The following is a 16,793-nucleotide window of genomic DNA, read 5'->3' on the forward strand; positions in this document are numbered from 1 at the left end:
ATTATCATTTATTTTTAGTGCACGCATGATCTCTGACAACTATTCACTCATCATCAATATGTCCCATAAAAAAAACCACCAGAGCAATGTACTATCGACATCACAGCTGGTGGTTTATTTTGTCCATTTTGCAAAGAATGAGCGGGATAACCACGCTTAGTGGTGATGACCTCCCACACCGTGAGCATGACCGTGTGCTATTTCATCATCCGTCGCCTCACGCGTTTCTACAATTTCAACATTGAACGTCAAATCCTTACCTGACAGAGGATGATTCAAATCCACTGTGGCATGTTTAAGACCAGCCTTGATAATGGTTACCTGGCGTGCCCCTTGATCAGTCTGAACCATCGCAACCATACCTGGCTTCCAACGCTTAGCTCCTTGGAGGTGTTTTACTGGCACTTGTTGTTGACGGTCTTCATAACGTTCCCCATACGCTTCAGCCATAGGAACCGTGACTTCAAACTCAGCACCCGCCTCTTTTCCTTCCATGGCTTTTTCAAGGCCAGGAATCACATTACTGTGGCCATGCAGGTAGGAAATGGGATCTTTACCTGCGGATGTTTCGATCAGTTCGTCACCATGACGAAGTGTGTAGTGAAACGTGACAACTTGATTGTCTGCAATTGACATGCTTTTTCCTCTAAAATAAATCAGCCTGATAAATACCATTGCGTATTTTGCGCAACATTATAGAAGTTCCGTAGAAAATGGCGAGCACCTAGATTCTTCTTTCCCATTTAAAACAGACCAAGCAACAACTCGTTTTTCTTGATAGTGATATTTTTGACCATAGAGGCTGCCAATTTCTGTTCTAGATTATGGTTCAACACATAAACAGGATGTTGGTTAAAATAGTCCGTTAATGCCTTTTTCAAATCACTATTTAGAGATCCCAGAGTGGAACGCAACAACTGATCGCTGAATTTAGAACCATAAACTTCAATGTTCGTTATTCTGGGGGAAACAAGATAGATGCGATTTTCATCTAATCTCACGCCGGATGATAGCGACGGTTTCACCTGGGTGCTAAAGGTAAAGCTCTGCCCAAAGGCGTTGACCTTACCCGATAACAAACACACCATATCGACTAACGCCATCCCACCGTCTTTTTCGGTTAAATTCACCTGCACACTTTTTACCTTGAGCGCCATATTCAAGGTGCCATCATCCTTTAAACCAAGTGCTATTTGATGTTCTTTCCCCTGTGCGATTTCTTTCTTAATCGCCTCATTTAACTGCGCTTGCGTAACGCTTATACCATTCGTACATCCACTCAGAAACAAACAAAAAAAGACCAGCGTACAGGCGGCAACAACACGACGAATCATTCTAAGCTCCTAAATTGTTTGGGACTTTTGTAATATTTTAGCCCGTTTTTCATACCAAAAACTCATAAAGTCTTCGGTGACTTTTTGCTCAATATCCATCGCTTCATTGGTTGGACAAAATAGCGATATAGTGAACTGAGTATGCCCATCAGGGGATGTGGTAATGCGAACCCGTGGTTCTGGCCCTGATATTTTAATATCGAGACGCTTTTCAATCAGGCTGTTATAGCGAATGGCAACCCCATGAAAATGCTCACTGTATTCCTTCAATTTATCCAGAATGGCTTGCTTTATTTCGAACAGGTTCACATCATCCGCTTGTCTTGTAATAGAAAAAACATGGGTGACATAGCGCCGCATATAGTTCAAGTTTTGTACGGTACTCGTGAGTAATAGACTATTCGGTACAACCGTGGTGCGCCCCGTATAGCCATAACTTCCCCCTTTCAAATCCACTTCAAACAAGGTCGTGGACAGCCAGTCACTATCGGTCACTTCTCCTTCGAAATCACCAATCCTTACCCAATCACCCACTTGATAAGGCCGAGTGCTGGCACGAAAAAACGCCCCCACAATACAAGAAATAAACTCTTTCGTCGCCACAACCAAGGCAACCATAAAAGCGGCAATCGAAATAGCAAGGTTTTGTAATTCAGAGGCCCAGATTAAGATAAATCCAACCACCAAAAAAAGGTTAAATATGTTATCGAGCGTGTTAATACGCTGACGTTTTTTGTCATGCTCAAGCGTAGGGTGACGACGTATCACCCGTCTCGTATATCGACGGACCATATAAGAAATAAGTGCCCAAGCAATGGTTAATACGATTTCAACATGATCTCTAATGATCGTCGTATCAAAGTGAGAAAGTTCAATTGGCATAACGTTCGGATTCCTTCATTTAGGCCGCTACTTTAGCACTATCAGCCCAATCAAAAAACAATGTAAAGCCGCAATAATTGAAAAGAAAAAAGCTAGACACTGACAGAAAAAATACTGTATATTTAAACAGTACTATTTTTCCCGAGGTGGATTATGCCTGTTGTTATTAAATACGTTGTAGCACGTGATGGAATTGAAAAAATGACCTTTACCTCAAAAGCCGACGCCGATGCCTATGACAAAATGCTAGACACAGCCGACGCACTTTACGAATTATTGGATAACAGTCATTTGGCCGATGATCACCATCAAAAAGAAGCGTTATCACTGTACTTAGCCGAGCACAAAGACGAATTACTAGAGGCGCTGGGAACAAAGCGTAAAGGCGCATCGAAAAGCAAAAAAACAAGTGTCAAAACGCCCCCAAAAACGAATCACAGCATACCATTGGAACGGACTCAGAAAGAGGCTAAAAAGCCCCTTGAAGATCTTGTCATTGAGCCAGATGAAGATGCGTTTTACGAAGAACAGGACGTGATGATTGATGAGCACGAATTAACGGACTACACAGATAGCGATGCCGCATAAAAACACCTGATGTGGCCTTTTGATAAAGCCCATCAAAAGGCTAACAACCATGCACTATGCGATGAATAAATGCCAACTTTTCCCGCACTTTTGGCACCAGCACAAAGGGGTATAAATCAGGTTGCCCCATGCTCCGGTTTACATTATTCACAGCAAAGGTTAACGGCAGATATTGGGCAATAATGTCCTCAAAATTGGCATGACGGTAAGGGTCAATATTAATGGTCGCGGCTAAACTCTGATGCAGATTATTAGGAGGCGATATGCTGATGCCAAATTCGCTGGCCGTCTCTAAGGTATCGACAATATGCAGATAATGCGCCCAAGTTTCGGCCCAATCTTCCCAGGGATGAGAAGAGGCATACGCACTAACAAAATTATCCTGCCAATTTTGAACAGGGTTTTCATAATGCTTGCGCAAGGCGTCAGCGTAGCTTGTGCGCTCATCCCCAAACAAGGCCCGATAGTTGGCCAGCTCACTGTCATTTTCGGCGATTAACTGATCCCAGTAATAATGCCCTACTTCATGACGAAAATGCCCTATCAAAGTTCGATAAGACTCCTTCATATCCTCACGCATTTGCTCTCGTTCTGCACTGTTTGCTTCGGATGTATTAATGGTCACTTGTCCGAGAGCATGACCCGTTGTGGACTGTGCGTTCACAGGAACCGCATTCTCTTCGGAAATAAAATCAAACGACAACCCCTCTTCTGGGTTCTCTGTTTTGTTTAATATAGGAAGCCCCAATTTAATTAACGAATACACCAAACGATGCTTAGCAAATTCGAGCTTTTGCCATTCGTCCCGTTGCTTAACGCGTTCTAAATTGGGAATATGACGATTCAACTGACAGGCTTCACACAAGGTATCTGGGCTATCCACCAGCCAATTACATACAGAGTATTGCGCATTTTTACAGTAATACCACTTTTTAGCAGGCACATTGGTGTCTGCCAACGCCATAAAGCCAGAACCGTCTGTTTTTAGGGCGCTCAAAGTCATAGGCCCAGATAAAAAGCCTAAAGAAGAGCCGCAGCTTTCACATAAAGTATTATCAAATAAAATCGTTTGAGAACATTGCTGACAGGTAAAAATTTTCATAATGCCTCTTCGTCTAAGACGGTAAGCTCGTTGTTATAACATAGCTTGATTACTTTCTACCCAACAAGCCATCCAGAGCGCATGTCTTATTGTTTGGGGGGATTAAATAAATAGTGTGTTGCCTGATCAGTGGACAAAGGTTTGCTATACAAATAGCCCTGTAACTCATCACAGCCATGATCTGCCAACCATTGAGCTGTAGCCTCATTTTCCACACCCTCGGCAACAATCTGCGCCTGCATTAACAGACAAATGCTGATGATCATTTTCACCAGATGTGGGTTATCGGGAAGGCTAGAGATTAGGCTACGGTCAATTTTAATAAAATCAAAAGCGATGTCATTTAAGCGCGCAAAATTCGAATACCCGATACCAAAATCATCCACCGACACTCTAACACCTAAATGGCGAAGCTGCTGAAGATTATTAACGACAACGACGTCCCCTTTTGTGATAGCGGACTCAGTCAGCTCCAATTCTAAACGGTTCGGTGCACAACCATTTTCGTGTAATATGCGCTCCAGGCTGGTAACAAAGTCCTCTTTAAACAATTGGCTGATCGACACATTCGCAGAAACCACCACATCCTTTCCTAATGAATGCCAATGGGCAATCTGCTTAACCACCTCGCGCAATACCCACTCGCCAATTTGGTTCATCTGTCCAGAGCGCTCGCACAAATCAATAAAGCTTTCAGGATACATCAAACCATTCTCTGGATGATTCCATCTCAACAAGGCTTCGAGAGACAAAACCGATTTATCCTTGGCACTGACTCTTGGCTGGTAGTGTAAAACAAACTCATTATTACTAAGCGCTTCTTTAAGTTGTGCAAGCAAAGTATGCTCATATTCGAAGGCCTCTCGCATGGCGACATCATAAAGACGGTATTGGTTACGCCCTGATAACTTTGCCTGATACATGGCAATATCTGCCGACTGCATAAGTTCCTCTAGCTCTGTCCCATGGTAAGGATAGATCGCCATACCAATACTCGGTGTCACTTTTTTCGAGCGATTTTTCAATGTGATCGGAATGGACAAAAGCTGTAATAAGCTTTGGGCAAACTCTGTTAATGTTTCTCTGCCATTTTCAAGTGAGGTCAACACAAAAAATTCGTCACCGCCAAGTCTTACCACGGAACCACAAGATCCACATAGGGAAGACAAGCGCTTCGCGACTTCTACCAACACACGATCCCCTTCAGCGTGCCCCATGGTATCATTTATTGCCTTGAACTCGTCCAAATCAATAAACAACACCCCAACGACTTCATCACCTTGCCTTGTCGCGCTGATAAATTTGTCAAAAATATGGGGCAAAGCATGTCGATTTGGTAGATTGGTTAACGGATCCAATAGGGCTCGTTTAGAGGCTAAAGCTTCGGCTTCTTTCAGTTTGCTGACATCTGTTGCGCTGATCAAAACCGATGGCTGACCAGTGACAGGGTCATGACTCGCCCTTGCCGTCAATTCATGCCATCGGTTACCGGAAACTGTATGCACTAAAGCAGTAATTTTGCCCTCACCATATTGCTCTACCTGCTGCATCAAACGAGTATAGTCGCGCTTAAAAACAAAACGCTTTGACAACCCCTGCTGACTGTTCTCGACAAACTCACGCGCTGCTGGGTTTAAATATAAGTCGCTTCCATCTAAGGTATGCAGTGAAATCATTAAATGCGTATGCACTAATGCATCTCGCCCACGGGAGGCTTCAGGGGTGGTGAGTTGCATTTCCAAGCCTTCACACAAGATAGCAATTCGCCCATCATCCAATGTAATTCCTGTGTAACGGATATTTAAGCTCACAGGTTTACCATTAGGATATAAAGTCCACTGCTCATAAAACTCGGTATCACACTCTAAAAAATCCACCAAATATTGCTTTAAACGGCGTTGTACCGATGGAGACATGTCCGCCGCCAAATCTCTGGCTCGAAGCGACTCCATATCAGGCGCATTCCAGACAGCAAGCGCCGCCGCATTGGCGAAAACCACCCGAGAGTTCTCTACATCAAACACCCAAACGGGTAAGCTAATTTGTTCAAATATTTTAGAGTACAATATGACTATCCAGGCAAAATTAAGAATAATGTAAATAGATTTTCAGAGAGTTTGTTTGCACCTTCCCTAACGATCTCAACAAAATAATAAGGGCAGGTATCTTAATTAATTGCGACAAAGAAACAGTATACTTGCAATGCTAAACATGTGCCTAATTATAGATGAGCCCCTCCCTCAGGGCGAGCGAACTACTCTGTGATATGGCAAATAGCCACTTTTTTTACCTAAGGTCGATACTGTACAACACTTTTCTAATAATCTCTCTATGATTCACATAACCAGTCACTCATGATGAATCGCAAATTCCAGTAATAAAAACTAATTCTGTTCCTATATTTCCCTTTATAATGGACACTTAGGCATCGACCTTAACTTCCGCCCCCTTTACTTTTAGAGCCTTTAGAATGACAGACACACTCCTACTCGCTTTTATTTTTCTCGTGGCAGGTGTCATCGCGGTGCCACTTGCTTCTCGCTTGAAACTGGGCTCGGTTTTAGGATATTTACTTGCTGGCATAGCCATTAGTCCTCTGTTATCACTGCTGCAGGTTGATCTTGCCTCCATTCAGCAATTCTCTGAACTTGGCGTCGTCATGATGCTGTTTCTGGTCGGTTTAGAGTTAAAACCTCAAAAACTCTGGGAGATGAAAAGTCGTTTAGCAGGCTTAGGTGGTGGACAAGTTGTCTTAACAACCCTCTTGGTCATGGGAAGCGCCATGTTGCTAGGACAACCTTGGCGTATTGCTCTAACCATCGGCATGCTGTTTTCTTTATCTTCCACGGCCATTGTGCTGCAAACCCTGGGAGAAAAGGGGTTGATGCGCTCTGATGGCGGTCAGTCGTCTTTTGCTGTGTTACTCGCTCAAGACATTGTTGTCATTCCCATGTTGGCGCTCTTACCTCTGTTGGCAACACCGGATTTACTGGCTAACTTACAACACGCCTTAACCCGCTCAGGCGCGAGCCATCACAGCAGTTTACTCGGCGACTTTAACGCTTGGCAAAAAACGCTCATTACCTTAGGTGCCATTGGTTCAGTGATTTTAGGGGGCAACTTTCTGGTGTCACCAATTCTGCGCTTTATTGCCACCGCCCAACTACGGGAATTATTTACCGCCGCCGCCCTCATGTTTGTCATCGGCATTACCTTACTTATGTCTGCAGTTGGTCTGTCACCCGCATTAGGCACATTCTTAGCGGGCGTGGTGCTGGCCCGCTCACCCTATCGCCATGAATTGGAAAGCAATATCGAACCGTTCAAAGGCCTACTGTTAGGGCTGTTTTTTATGACGGTCGGTGCCGCTATCAACTTCCACTTATTGTTCAGTCAGTTTGCGACCATTTTAGGCCTCACAGTAGGCCTCATCCTGATTAAAATTCTTATTCTTCGATTGCTCAGCGCCATCTTCCATATTCGTGGGGCAAATAAGTGGTTGTTCGCCTTGGGCTTGGCACAAGCCGGCGAATTTGGTTTTGTGCTGTTGTCTTTCACCGTTGCTAATGGCATTTTACCCAAAGTCATTGCAGATCAATTACTCCTAGTCGTGGCGTTGTCGATGTTACTGACGCCTATACTCTTCATCATTTATGACCGACTAGTGGCCCCCCGTTATCTAACCGATCATCCAGCGGGCAAACACGAAGACATTCCGGATAGCAACAAAATTATTATTGCTGGCTCAGGTCGCGTCGGCAGTCAAATTGACCGAGTCATTCGTCTGGCTGGCTATGATTCCACCGTTATCGATTTTAGTGTGAAACGCTTGAAGGCTTTACAGCGTTTTGGCGTAAAAAACTACTTTGGCGACGCTACACGTCCAGAACTTTTAGAAGCGGCGGGCATTAAAGACGCCACCATTTTGATTGTCGCCATTGATAATCCAGAACAGATATCCAAGCTGGTCAAGTATGTTATTGACACTTACCCACACGTTCATATTATTTCCCGTGCGTTTGACCGTCATCACGTTTATGACCTCTGGTCTTACGGATGTCGTGATATTGTGCGTGAAAACTACGACAGCAGCTTACGGATGAGTCGTTCCGTTTTAGAAGCACTGGGAAGCTCACGACAACAAGCCGAAGAAATCATAGAGCTTTACAATAAACATGATCAAATGGCCATGGTATCGGTCGCGGATGCACACAAAACAGGTGTACCAGCCCATGAAAATGAGGCTTACATCAAGCGCATCCGACAATATTTAGATCAACAGGACCCCTCGTTAAAGGCTCAGATGAAAGACATTCTGAATAAAGAGGCACATTAGTTTTAACAAAAGGAACAGTCACCACGATGTTGAATTTTTATATTATTGCCATTGCCCTAGTGGTCACGCTCTTTCTGGCCTTTTCCCGTAAGCTCGCCCATTCTGAGGGCTGGAAAGCCACCGTCACACCTTTAGCTTCGATTATGGGCAGTGGCTTTTTGGTAGTGGCTCCGTTACTGGCAGAATCCGTAGGCTACTTTGCCGTGCTGTGCATGGCCTTATTGCTTATGTTAGCCTACGCTGTAGGCAGCGCGATCCGCTTCAACATTCGTCACTTTGAGCCCATCGAACACCAGAAAGGCCCTGCTCAGGCCGTTTCCTTTGTCTCCCGCATTGTTTTAGCAGGCGCCTATTTTATTTCCGTTACCTATTACCTTCAGCTGCTGTCGGCATTTTTACTCAAAGCCTTTGGCTATGAAAGCGGCTTTGTGGCAAACATTATCACCACACTGATTTTGACCGTTATCTGTGGTGTGGGAATGTGGCGTGGCTTAGGACAATTAGAGAAAATTGAAACCTATGCGGTGAGCTTAAACCTTGGCATGATCGCCGGGCTGCTCTTCTCACTCGCGGTATATAACGTTCATCTTTTCCACTCTGGCCAATGGCATTTACCCGCCCTAGACTCCCGTATCGACTTACACGATTTACGTGTGCTGCTCGGGTTATTAATCGTGGTACAAGGTTTTGAAACTTCTCGCTATTTGCAAAGTGAACACCCTGCTGAGTTACGCATCAAAACCATGCGCATTGCCCAGTGGCTATCTGCCGCTATTTACCTAGTGTTTTTGACCCTGATGACCGTCTTATTTCATAAAGGTATGGGGGCCGATGTCACCGCGATTACCAGTATGGTGGCACCAGTGGCAGTGCTATTGCCGATCTTAATTTCTGTCGCCGCGATTGGCAGCCAATTCTCGGCTTCCGTTGCGGATACCTCGGGTGCGGGCGGATTGGTGGTCGACATCGCACGCGAAAAAATTCCTGTGCGTTATGCCTATATGCTGATTTTGATCGTCACCATTTTCTTAACCTGGGCCACCGATGTGAATGGCATTATCGCCTATGCCTCACGGGCATTTGCCCTGTTCTATACGCTACAATCCGCTGTCGCCGCCATTGTGGCACTGCAAATGAAATCAGTCGAAAAGCACACCAAAAAAGCGGCTCTCTATAGCGTGGTTTCATTGCTTTGCTTAATGGTGTTTTTATTCGGCGTGCCATCGGCTTAATAATAGAGCCGTTAGGAAAACCAAGAACCGAATGGCGCTTGGTTTAGTAGCCATGATCAAGGTTGACAGGGTTTAGCAATGCATCACCTCGTAAAAACCTCGCGGTATTCTCTGCAACCTGATCCACCACGACGGTTTCCCCCGCATCGGAAGCCATATGCGGGGTAATCACTATCCCTTGAGTTGTCCAAAGCGGGTTAGTTTCTGGCAAAGGCTCTTCGTCAAACACATCCAACATGGCACCACGCAAATGGCCACTTGTAACCGCTTGAATCAGATCGGCTTCATTCACATGACCACCACGACCACAGTTAATCACATAGGCTCCTTGTGGAAGCTGATCGAATAACTTGCGACTTAAAATGCCTTTCGTCACCGGGCTTAAAGGCAGCAAGTTAATGAGAATATCGGTTTGACCAAGCATGTCGGACAAAGAGGCTTCCCCCGAATAACAGGTGATATTTGCCATCGCCTTTTGGCTTCGGGACCAGCCAGAGACGCTGTAACCCAAGTCCGCTAAGCCTTTTGCAACGTATTCCCCTAACGCTCCCAGCCCGAGGACCGAGACACGAATGTTAGACGCGGCCTTTTGTTTATACCGTTGCCAACAATTTTGTCTTTGATTCTGAGCAGCAAGGTCAAAATAACGATGAACATTCAATACGCCCCACAGGGCATACTCAAACATGCCCTGCTTCTGACGCTCATCAACAATGCGACAAATGGGCAAACCAGAGCTTAGCAATGATTCCCCCAAATGATCGACTCCGGCTGACAAAGCATGGATAAACTTGATGTTAGGATAATTCGTTAAAAGCGTATCATCTGGGAACCAACAGGCGGCTACCTGCACCTTGTCTGAACCTGGCTGTCCAGGCAGTAGAACATCCACCTCAGGATGTCGTTGCTGAAACGCCGCTATCAATTGCTCGGTAAACGCCGCATCATTGTTAGCCAATAAAATAGGTATCTTCATGTTTACTCTCGGTACGATGGATCAATACGGTCTAACTTTCTTAGCCATGCCTGCCAAACTAGGTGACGTTCATGCTCTACTTTCTTAAACTGCTCGCACACATAGCTTGCTAACGTTTCAGGGATAGTAGAAACGGGCGTTAGACTGGCCATTTGCGCGGCTGCGAGTTGAATCTCACACGCTTTGTTTAAGTAATACATAATTTGAAAGGCATCGGCAACCGTTTCCCCTACGCTAAGCAGACCATGATGACGCAGCACCAGAGCCATATTGTCGCCGAGCGATTGTTGAATGCGCGCTCGCTCGTCTAAATTAAAGGCCACGCCTTCGTAATCATGATAACCAAGACGTTGGTGAAACTCCGCGCTGATCTGATTAAGGGGCAATAAGCCGTTATCGCATGCCGCCATCGCCATACCTGCAAGCGTATGGGTATGCATCACACAGTGTGCATCGTCACGCGCCATATGCACCGCACTGTGAATGGTAAAACCTGCCAAATTATAGTCTGCACTGCCTTCTAGCACTCGCCCATGCATATCCACAACAATTAAATCACTGGCACGGATTTCATCAAACATTAAGCCAAAAGGGTTGATCAAAAAACGGGGATCTCCGTCACCCGGTAAGCGCACTGAGAAATGGGTATATAGAGTGTCTTCCCATCCCATCATGGCTGCTAACCGATAGGACGCCGCGAGATCCCGTCGTAACGTCGCCTCATCCGTTGTTATCATGCCGCTCATGCTTGCCTCCCCATAAACTCTCTCATCCTCACCATTTCTGGTGTCTTGTGTGTTTCATCCACAATATCGCTCGGTGCCGCGTTCACTTGAATAATACCGTGTTCCATCATGACCACACGATCGGAAACAGACAGAGCAAATTCCATTTCATGGGTCACAATAACTAGGGTCATCCCTTCTTTGGCAAGATCTTGGATGACTTTCAGCACCTCATTGACCATTTCTGGATCGAGCGCAGAAGTCGGCTCATCAAACAAGATAATGTCTGGCGACAACGCCAAAGCCCGAGCGATTGCCACCCGTTGCTGTTGACCACCGGATAACTGATGCGGGTATTTGTTTGCGTGAGCGAGCAAGCCGACTCGATCCAGTAAATACAAAGCCTGCGCCTTATTGGTGGTTTGGTCAGGCGCTTTTCCATGATAACGTGGCGCCATCATGATATTGTCAAGCGCCGTCATATGCGGAAACAGGTTAAAGCTTTGAAACACCATGCCGATCCGCAACATACCGGACTTCAGCGTTTTACGTGCAGGTGACTGCCCCCCTTTGAGAAAATCTTCACCAAAGAGAATCACCTCACCGGCGTCGAGTGTTTCCAAGCGATTAATGGTACGAATCAAGGTCGTTTTACCCGAACCAGACGGTCCAATCACACTGACCACGTCACCAATATTAATATTTAGATCCACGTCTTTTAGCACCACGTGGTTGCCGTAGGCTTTACGCAGGCCCTTAAGACTCAATGCTGGTGGCGCCCCCGCAGAACGTTGATTTTGCTTAAGCGGCATGGGCAGTGCCGCCTTTCTTACTTCTTCACACTCTCCATCGGACAAGGTGGTTGGTTTGCGTGATGATACGTCCAAACGTTTCTCAACCCATTGTAGAATCGAGCTAAAGACCGTCACAATTAATACGTAATACACCGCAACCGCCAGCAGCGTTTCGAGCACTAAGAAGTTCTGAGTGTAAAGGCGCTGACCCGTGAGCAATAATTCCGGTAGCGAGATAACAGACACCAAGGAACTCAGTTTGATCACGGTGATATATTCATTGATCAAAGACGGTAAGGAAATACGGAACGCCTGAGGAATCACAATTAAGCGCTGAATGCCTAGAAAGCCAATATTCAACGCATGGCCCGCTTCACGCTGACCTTTTGCAACAGACAATAAGCCACCCCGATGGATCTCTGCCATGTAAGCGGCTTCCGAGACCACAAGACTGAGTAATCCAGAGATAAAAGGAACGCCTAAGAACGCACTGGTCGATGGAAATAATTGCGGCAAGTTATAGACAAACACCAAGACCACCAGCAACGGGACACTTCTAAAAAACCAAATATAAACAGCGGCGGGCAATGAGAGCCAGCGCAATGTCGACATTTTCGCACAGGCCACACAAAACCCAAGCACCAAACCAATGCCCCAAGACAACGTACTGATCTCTACAACCGTGATGCTCGCTTGCCAAAACGATGCCATTGAGAAAAGCGAGAAAAAGTATCCCCAATCTAAATTCATACTAGCTCCTAACTACCGATAAAAACCTGTCTCATTTAGAGACAGGGGATAAATCGTATTTTTTGAGTAGAGCAGGAAAGGAGCCATTTTCCGTAATCTTTGCTAATGCTTTCGTCAGTGCATCGCGAAGTTGGTCATTGCCTTTTTTCACATAGATTCCCAAGGTTTGTGGGTAAACCAAATCTGGTGAGCTGATCACCATTCGACCACGGGATTTTTTCACAATCATTTTGGCGGCACCGTTGATTTCAAGCTGAGCCTGCACATTTCTGGACATCAATGCTTGAGCCACTTCTGGCGCAGTAGGGAACTCCATCACATGAATAGCAGGCTTTCCATTCGCTTTACAGTAGCTGGTAGACAGATCATTAAGCGCTTTCACCCAAGTGGTGCCTTGCTGTAGGCCAACTTTTAAACCACATAAGTCTTTTTCTGTTTTGGGACGCAATGAGCCACTTTTTAACACCATGATGGAGGCGCCAGTACGGGCATAAGGAATGGCATCCGCTTGCTTTTGACGTGCTGGCGTCACGTACATACCAGAAATGACCGCATCAAATTTGTTCGACGCTAACCCCAAGATCAAGCCCGTAAACTTGGTATCAGAAAAGCTCACTTTGACCCCCATTTGTTTTGCCAATAACTCCGCAACATCTGGGTCAAAGCCAACAATTTTGTCACCGTCGTATGACTCAAAAGGAGGGTACGTCACCTCCATGCCAACTTTTAATGTTCCCGGCGACAGCAGTTCAGCCGCAGAAGCGGCTAAGCTCGTTAAGCCTAATGCAATCGACGTTAAACCGACGACTAACGCTTTTTTCGATGTATTCATGATTATGCTCCTTGGTGATACTTGTTTCTTTTGTGTTTTATATTGAGAGACTTTTGCACGACGACTGCGCTTGCCAATACTGTGTTAAAAACAGGCTCAAAATGCTCATTTATCGCGATAAACTCCGCTTTCTCGTCTGTTTTTGTCGTGTCTTGGTGTCGCTCGTGACATCGTGCAAAGGTCTCATTGAATGATGTCTTTATCACTTGGCGTGTTTTTTTAAATGCCCGAATGTCGCCACACCTCGCGCTTTTTCTGGTAAGGCCAACTCCCCCTTGGCCACTTTTTCTCGTAAATAACGATAGGTTTGCAGTGCTTGGCTATACATGTGATCACCAATACTGATGGCCTCATACGCCTGTTCCGACTCTGCCCCTTCGAATTGTGGCAAAGGGCGAATCTGCGTGTGATAATCACACGCAAAAAACAGTGGGAAGGAGTAACGTTCCTGACTCACTTTACGAACCCTGTGAGCAGTTGCGACAAATTGCCCTGCAGTCAATACTTCCAACATATCGCCGATGTTCACCACAAAGGCTTCTTCTCCCGCCTCTTCCACTGGTGGGGCATCAATCCAAACGCCCTCTTCATTCATCACTTCTAATCCCGCTTGGTCTGCTAGCAAAAGCGTGAAACATTCATAATCGGTATGGGCACCAATACCGGGGCGGTCTTGTGCATCAGGGTTGAAGGGGTAATGAATAAGCCGCAACTTGGAAGGAGGACAGGTGACCATGTCATCGAAGTAGTGCTCTGGCAAACCCAACGCCAAAGCAAAACCGGAAAACAGGCGGCGACCAAGGGCAAAAATAGCGTGGTAATAGGCACGAATATCTTGCTGGAAACCGGGTAGATTGGGCCATTCGTTATCACCGATCAAAGGCGTGTTTGCTAACACTAATGGGTGATCTTCAGGAGCAGGAAAGCCTACATCGAACGCCTCTTTATGATCGGGTTTGCCGGTGCCATAAATTTCTTCTCCTTCGGGCACATAGCCTTTGTGGCTCTTAGAAGCACCAATGTAATAATCCATTTTTTGCGACATAGACTGAGCAAAAAACGCTTTCGCAGCTTTACGCAACCCCGCGATAAACGATGGGTCCATACCATGACCAGTGACATATAAAAAACCCACCTCTTTTGCGGCTTTACCTAACTGTTCCGCGACATTCTGACGACGCTCTAAATCCTCACTGAATAAACCTGCAATATTCACAACAGGGATAGAAGTAAAGGCTGACGGAGTAGACGAATTCATAAGACGGACTCACTTAACAAAGAATGATGTTGATGAATAAAACGTTCAAAATGCGCTCTCTCCTCCACTGCCATCCACTCATTCAAAGCCCATAAATCGGCCACGGGGACATTCGTAAACGGAAGGTGGTGAAGGTAACCATCGGCGCCAAATTCGGTGGTCATGGTGGTTTCTGTCCGGCCAGCATCAAGATGCTTTTGCCAAATGGCTTGCCAAACATTCTGGTGAAACTGCAACGCCTCTTTGTATTCCGGCGCGCCTGGGTGTGGCGTTTGCGGCCCTTGCGGATAACCAACACGTGCCTGTATATGATGAACACGTTCAATAAAGCGCGATAAATCATCAACAGGATCATTTAGCAAACGCTCACATACCAGCACCCAATGACTGATATCAGCGGTATATCGCACCTCGGGAAGTTGTCGAATCAGCTCAAGCGTCACCCAAGGGCTGTAAAGAGACGTCGCCCGATGGGTTTCAAAACTACAGAATACGCCCTTTTCTTTGGCCAACTCATGGGCACGACCAAAGAAATCGACCTGTTGCGTCATGGTCCAGCGATCATTGCCGGGGAGCACATTAACAAACTTAGGTTCCAGCTCTGCCGCAAAGTCTAACTGCTCTGCCAACCGTGCCAAATGTTGGTCTGGGCTTTCGGCTTGATTTGGAATCACATCGCCGCCTGAAAATAAAATCGCAATGTATTTCATTTCCAGCGCTTTCAGTGACTGTTTAAAGGTACGGCGAGCCTCAAGTTCTAAAGGCACTCGCGCTTCCACGCCAACAAACCCCGCTTGGCGTAATGCGTCCACATATGAGCACATTTCCTGCTGCACGCCCCATAATGTCCTGAACAACGATAGTTCCATAAGCGATGCCTCTCATTTCTGACGGTTTATCGGTACTTCATAGCTTGTACTTCATAGCCGGTACTCTACACCTGGCAATACGCACAACATCTCATACAACAGGTTCGCGGCCAGTTGGGAGGTATTTCCGCTGACATCATACGGTGGGGAGACTTCCACAAGGTCGCCCCCAACCAAGTTCAAGCCTTTGCAACCCCGAACAATTTCCAACCCTTGAATGGAGGTTAACCCCCCGACTTCAGGCGTACCGGTGCCAGGTGCCCAAGCAGGATCTAGGCCATCAATATCGAACGATAAATACACCGGACGATCTCCCATCATGTCTCGAACTTCGTCCATCAAAGGCGCTAGGGATTTGTGCCAACACGCTTCAGCAGTGACCAAACGGAAGCCTTGGTTTTCCCCCCATTTGAAATCTTCCGCAGAGTACCCTTGGGCACGCTGGCCAATCTGAATCACTCGCTCACAATCCAGCAGGCCTTCCTCCACGGCGCGGCGGAAGGTGGTGCCATGGGCAATTTTTTCGCCAAACATGTTGTCGTTGGTATCGGTGTGCGCGTCCACATGAATCAGACCCACTGGGCCATGCTTTTTCGTGATGGAGCGAAGAATCGGTAGAGTGAGCGTGTGGTCGCCGCCCAACGTCAGTGGAATGACAGGATAAGGGTTGAGCTGATCGTAATATTTTTCGATGATGTCAACGGACTTAAGCAGGTTGTAAGTATTGATTGGCACATCACCAATGTCCGCCACAGAAAGCGAATCAAATGGTGCCGCTCCGGTGGCCATGTTATAAGGACGAATCATTACCGATTCTGCTCGTATTTGCCGAGGCCCGTAACGTGTTCCCGCTCGTTGAGAGGTTCCCACATCCAATGGGATGCCGATAAATGCGGCATCCAAGCCTTCTAGCACTTCAACGAATGGCAACCTCATCATGGTCGCTCTGCCGCCAAAGCGAGGCATCTCGTTCCCACTTTGAGGTTGGTATAACACTTTAGACATAAACAAAAATCCTCGTTTTTAGCGCAATGCAAAACGCGCCAGTTCAATAACCTAACTCGATACTAGAAAAGAGAACTTGACCGTTAAATAGCAAATCACAAATAATTAGT

The 16,793-nt window shown here is 46.2% G+C and carries 15 protein-coding genes; 3 read left to right on the forward strand and 12 right to left on the reverse strand.

Features of this window, described 5'->3' with window-relative positions; translation table 11 throughout:
• Nucleotides 1–156 precede the first annotated feature (156 nt).
• The 3 genes from AC0VYG_RS19640 to AC0VYG_RS19650 form a co-directional block, all read right to left on the reverse strand.
• Nucleotides 157–636: an FKBP-type peptidyl-prolyl cis-trans isomerase gene (locus AC0VYG_RS19640; RefSeq protein ID WP_475429590.1), complete on the reverse strand. Its 480-nt coding sequence runs from the start codon at nt 634–636 to the stop codon at nt 157–159.
• A gap of 107 nt (nt 637–743) precedes the next feature.
• A complete protein-coding gene (locus AC0VYG_RS19645) occupies nt 744–1,334 on the reverse strand; it encodes a DUF1439 domain-containing protein (RefSeq protein WP_475429591.1) in 591 nt (196 codons plus the stop codon).
• A 9-nt stretch (nt 1,335–1,343) separates the two neighbouring features.
• Complete coding sequence (locus AC0VYG_RS19650) at nt 1,344–2,216, reverse strand: mechanosensitive ion channel family protein (RefSeq protein ID WP_475429592.1); 873 nt, start codon at nt 2,214–2,216, stop codon at nt 1,344–1,346.
• Between the two features lie 153 nt (nt 2,217–2,369).
• On the opposite strand from AC0VYG_RS19650, the gene AC0VYG_RS19655 reads away from it, so the two are divergent.
• Nucleotides 2,370–2,804: a YebG family protein gene (locus AC0VYG_RS19655; protein ID WP_475429593.1), complete on the forward strand. Its 435-nt coding sequence runs from the start codon at nt 2,370–2,372 to the stop codon at nt 2,802–2,804.
• A gap of 40 nt (nt 2,805–2,844) precedes the next feature.
• Here AC0VYG_RS19655 and AC0VYG_RS19660 read toward each other — a convergent pair whose 3' ends face one another.
• Together AC0VYG_RS19660 and AC0VYG_RS19665 are read right to left on the reverse strand one after the other, a co-directional pair.
• Nucleotides 2,845–3,906: a zinc-binding metallopeptidase family protein gene (locus AC0VYG_RS19660; protein ID WP_475429594.1), complete on the reverse strand. Its 1,062-nt coding sequence runs from the start codon at nt 3,904–3,906 to the stop codon at nt 2,845–2,847.
• An 86-nt stretch (nt 3,907–3,992) separates the two neighbouring features.
• A complete protein-coding gene (locus AC0VYG_RS19665; protein ID WP_475429595.1) occupies nt 3,993–5,972 on the reverse strand; it encodes a putative bifunctional diguanylate cyclase/phosphodiesterase in 1,980 nt (659 codons plus the stop codon).
• Between the two features lie 404 nt (nt 5,973–6,376).
• On the opposite strand from AC0VYG_RS19665, the gene AC0VYG_RS19670 reads away from it, so the two are divergent.
• Both AC0VYG_RS19670 and AC0VYG_RS19675 read left to right on the forward strand, forming a co-directional pair.
• Nucleotides 6,377–8,242: a cation:proton antiporter domain-containing protein gene (locus AC0VYG_RS19670; RefSeq protein WP_475429596.1), complete on the forward strand. Its 1,866-nt coding sequence runs from the start codon at nt 6,377–6,379 to the stop codon at nt 8,240–8,242.
• Between the two features lie 26 nt (nt 8,243–8,268).
• Entirely contained in the window at nt 8,269–9,474 is a 1,206-nt protein-coding gene (locus AC0VYG_RS19675; RefSeq protein WP_475429597.1) for a hypothetical protein, read from the forward strand.
• A 43-nt stretch (nt 9,475–9,517) separates the two neighbouring features.
• Here the strand turns inward: AC0VYG_RS19675 and AC0VYG_RS19680 are convergent, their stop codons facing one another.
• The 7 genes from AC0VYG_RS19680 to speB all read right to left on the reverse strand — a co-directional run bounded on the left by AC0VYG_RS19680 (nt 9,518) and on the right by speB (nt 16,683).
• Nucleotides 9,518–10,450, reverse strand: a complete 933-nt coding sequence (locus AC0VYG_RS19680; RefSeq protein WP_475429598.1) for a 2-hydroxyacid dehydrogenase — start codon at nt 10,448–10,450, stop codon at nt 9,518–9,520.
• A gap of 2 nt (nt 10,451–10,452) precedes the next feature.
• Entirely contained in the window at nt 10,453–11,196 is a 744-nt protein-coding gene (locus AC0VYG_RS19685; protein ID WP_475429599.1) for a class II aldolase/adducin family protein, read from the reverse strand.
• Nucleotides 11,193–12,719 carry an amino acid ABC transporter permease/ATP-binding protein gene (locus AC0VYG_RS19690; protein ID WP_475429600.1) on the reverse strand — a complete coding sequence of 509 codons (1,527 nt, stop codon included), beginning with the start codon at nt 12,717–12,719 and terminating at the stop codon, nt 11,193–11,195. Before AC0VYG_RS19690 ends, AC0VYG_RS19685 begins: the two co-directional genes overlap by 4 nt.
• 31 nt (nt 12,720–12,750) lie before the next feature.
• Entirely contained in the window at nt 12,751–13,551 is an 801-nt protein-coding gene (locus tag AC0VYG_RS19695; RefSeq protein ID WP_475429601.1) for an ABC transporter substrate-binding protein, read from the reverse strand.
• Between the two features lie 202 nt (nt 13,552–13,753).
• Nucleotides 13,754–14,809: an isopenicillin N synthase family dioxygenase gene (locus AC0VYG_RS19700; protein ID WP_475429602.1), complete on the reverse strand. Its 1,056-nt coding sequence runs from the start codon at nt 14,807–14,809 to the stop codon at nt 13,754–13,756.
• Complete coding sequence (locus tag AC0VYG_RS19705; RefSeq protein WP_475429603.1) at nt 14,806–15,678, reverse strand: sugar phosphate isomerase/epimerase family protein; 873 nt, start codon at nt 15,676–15,678, stop codon at nt 14,806–14,808. Before AC0VYG_RS19705 ends, AC0VYG_RS19700 begins: the two co-directional genes overlap by 4 nt.
• Nucleotides 15,679–15,729: 51 nt before the next feature.
• A complete protein-coding gene (speB, locus tag AC0VYG_RS19710; RefSeq protein ID WP_475429604.1) occupies nt 15,730–16,683 on the reverse strand; it encodes an agmatinase in 954 nt (317 codons plus the stop codon).
• Nucleotides 16,684–16,793 lie beyond the last annotated feature (110 nt).

Source organism: Marinomonas sp. 63XJN7_7_ISO-PGPR-S23-202 (genome assembly GCF_056173505.1).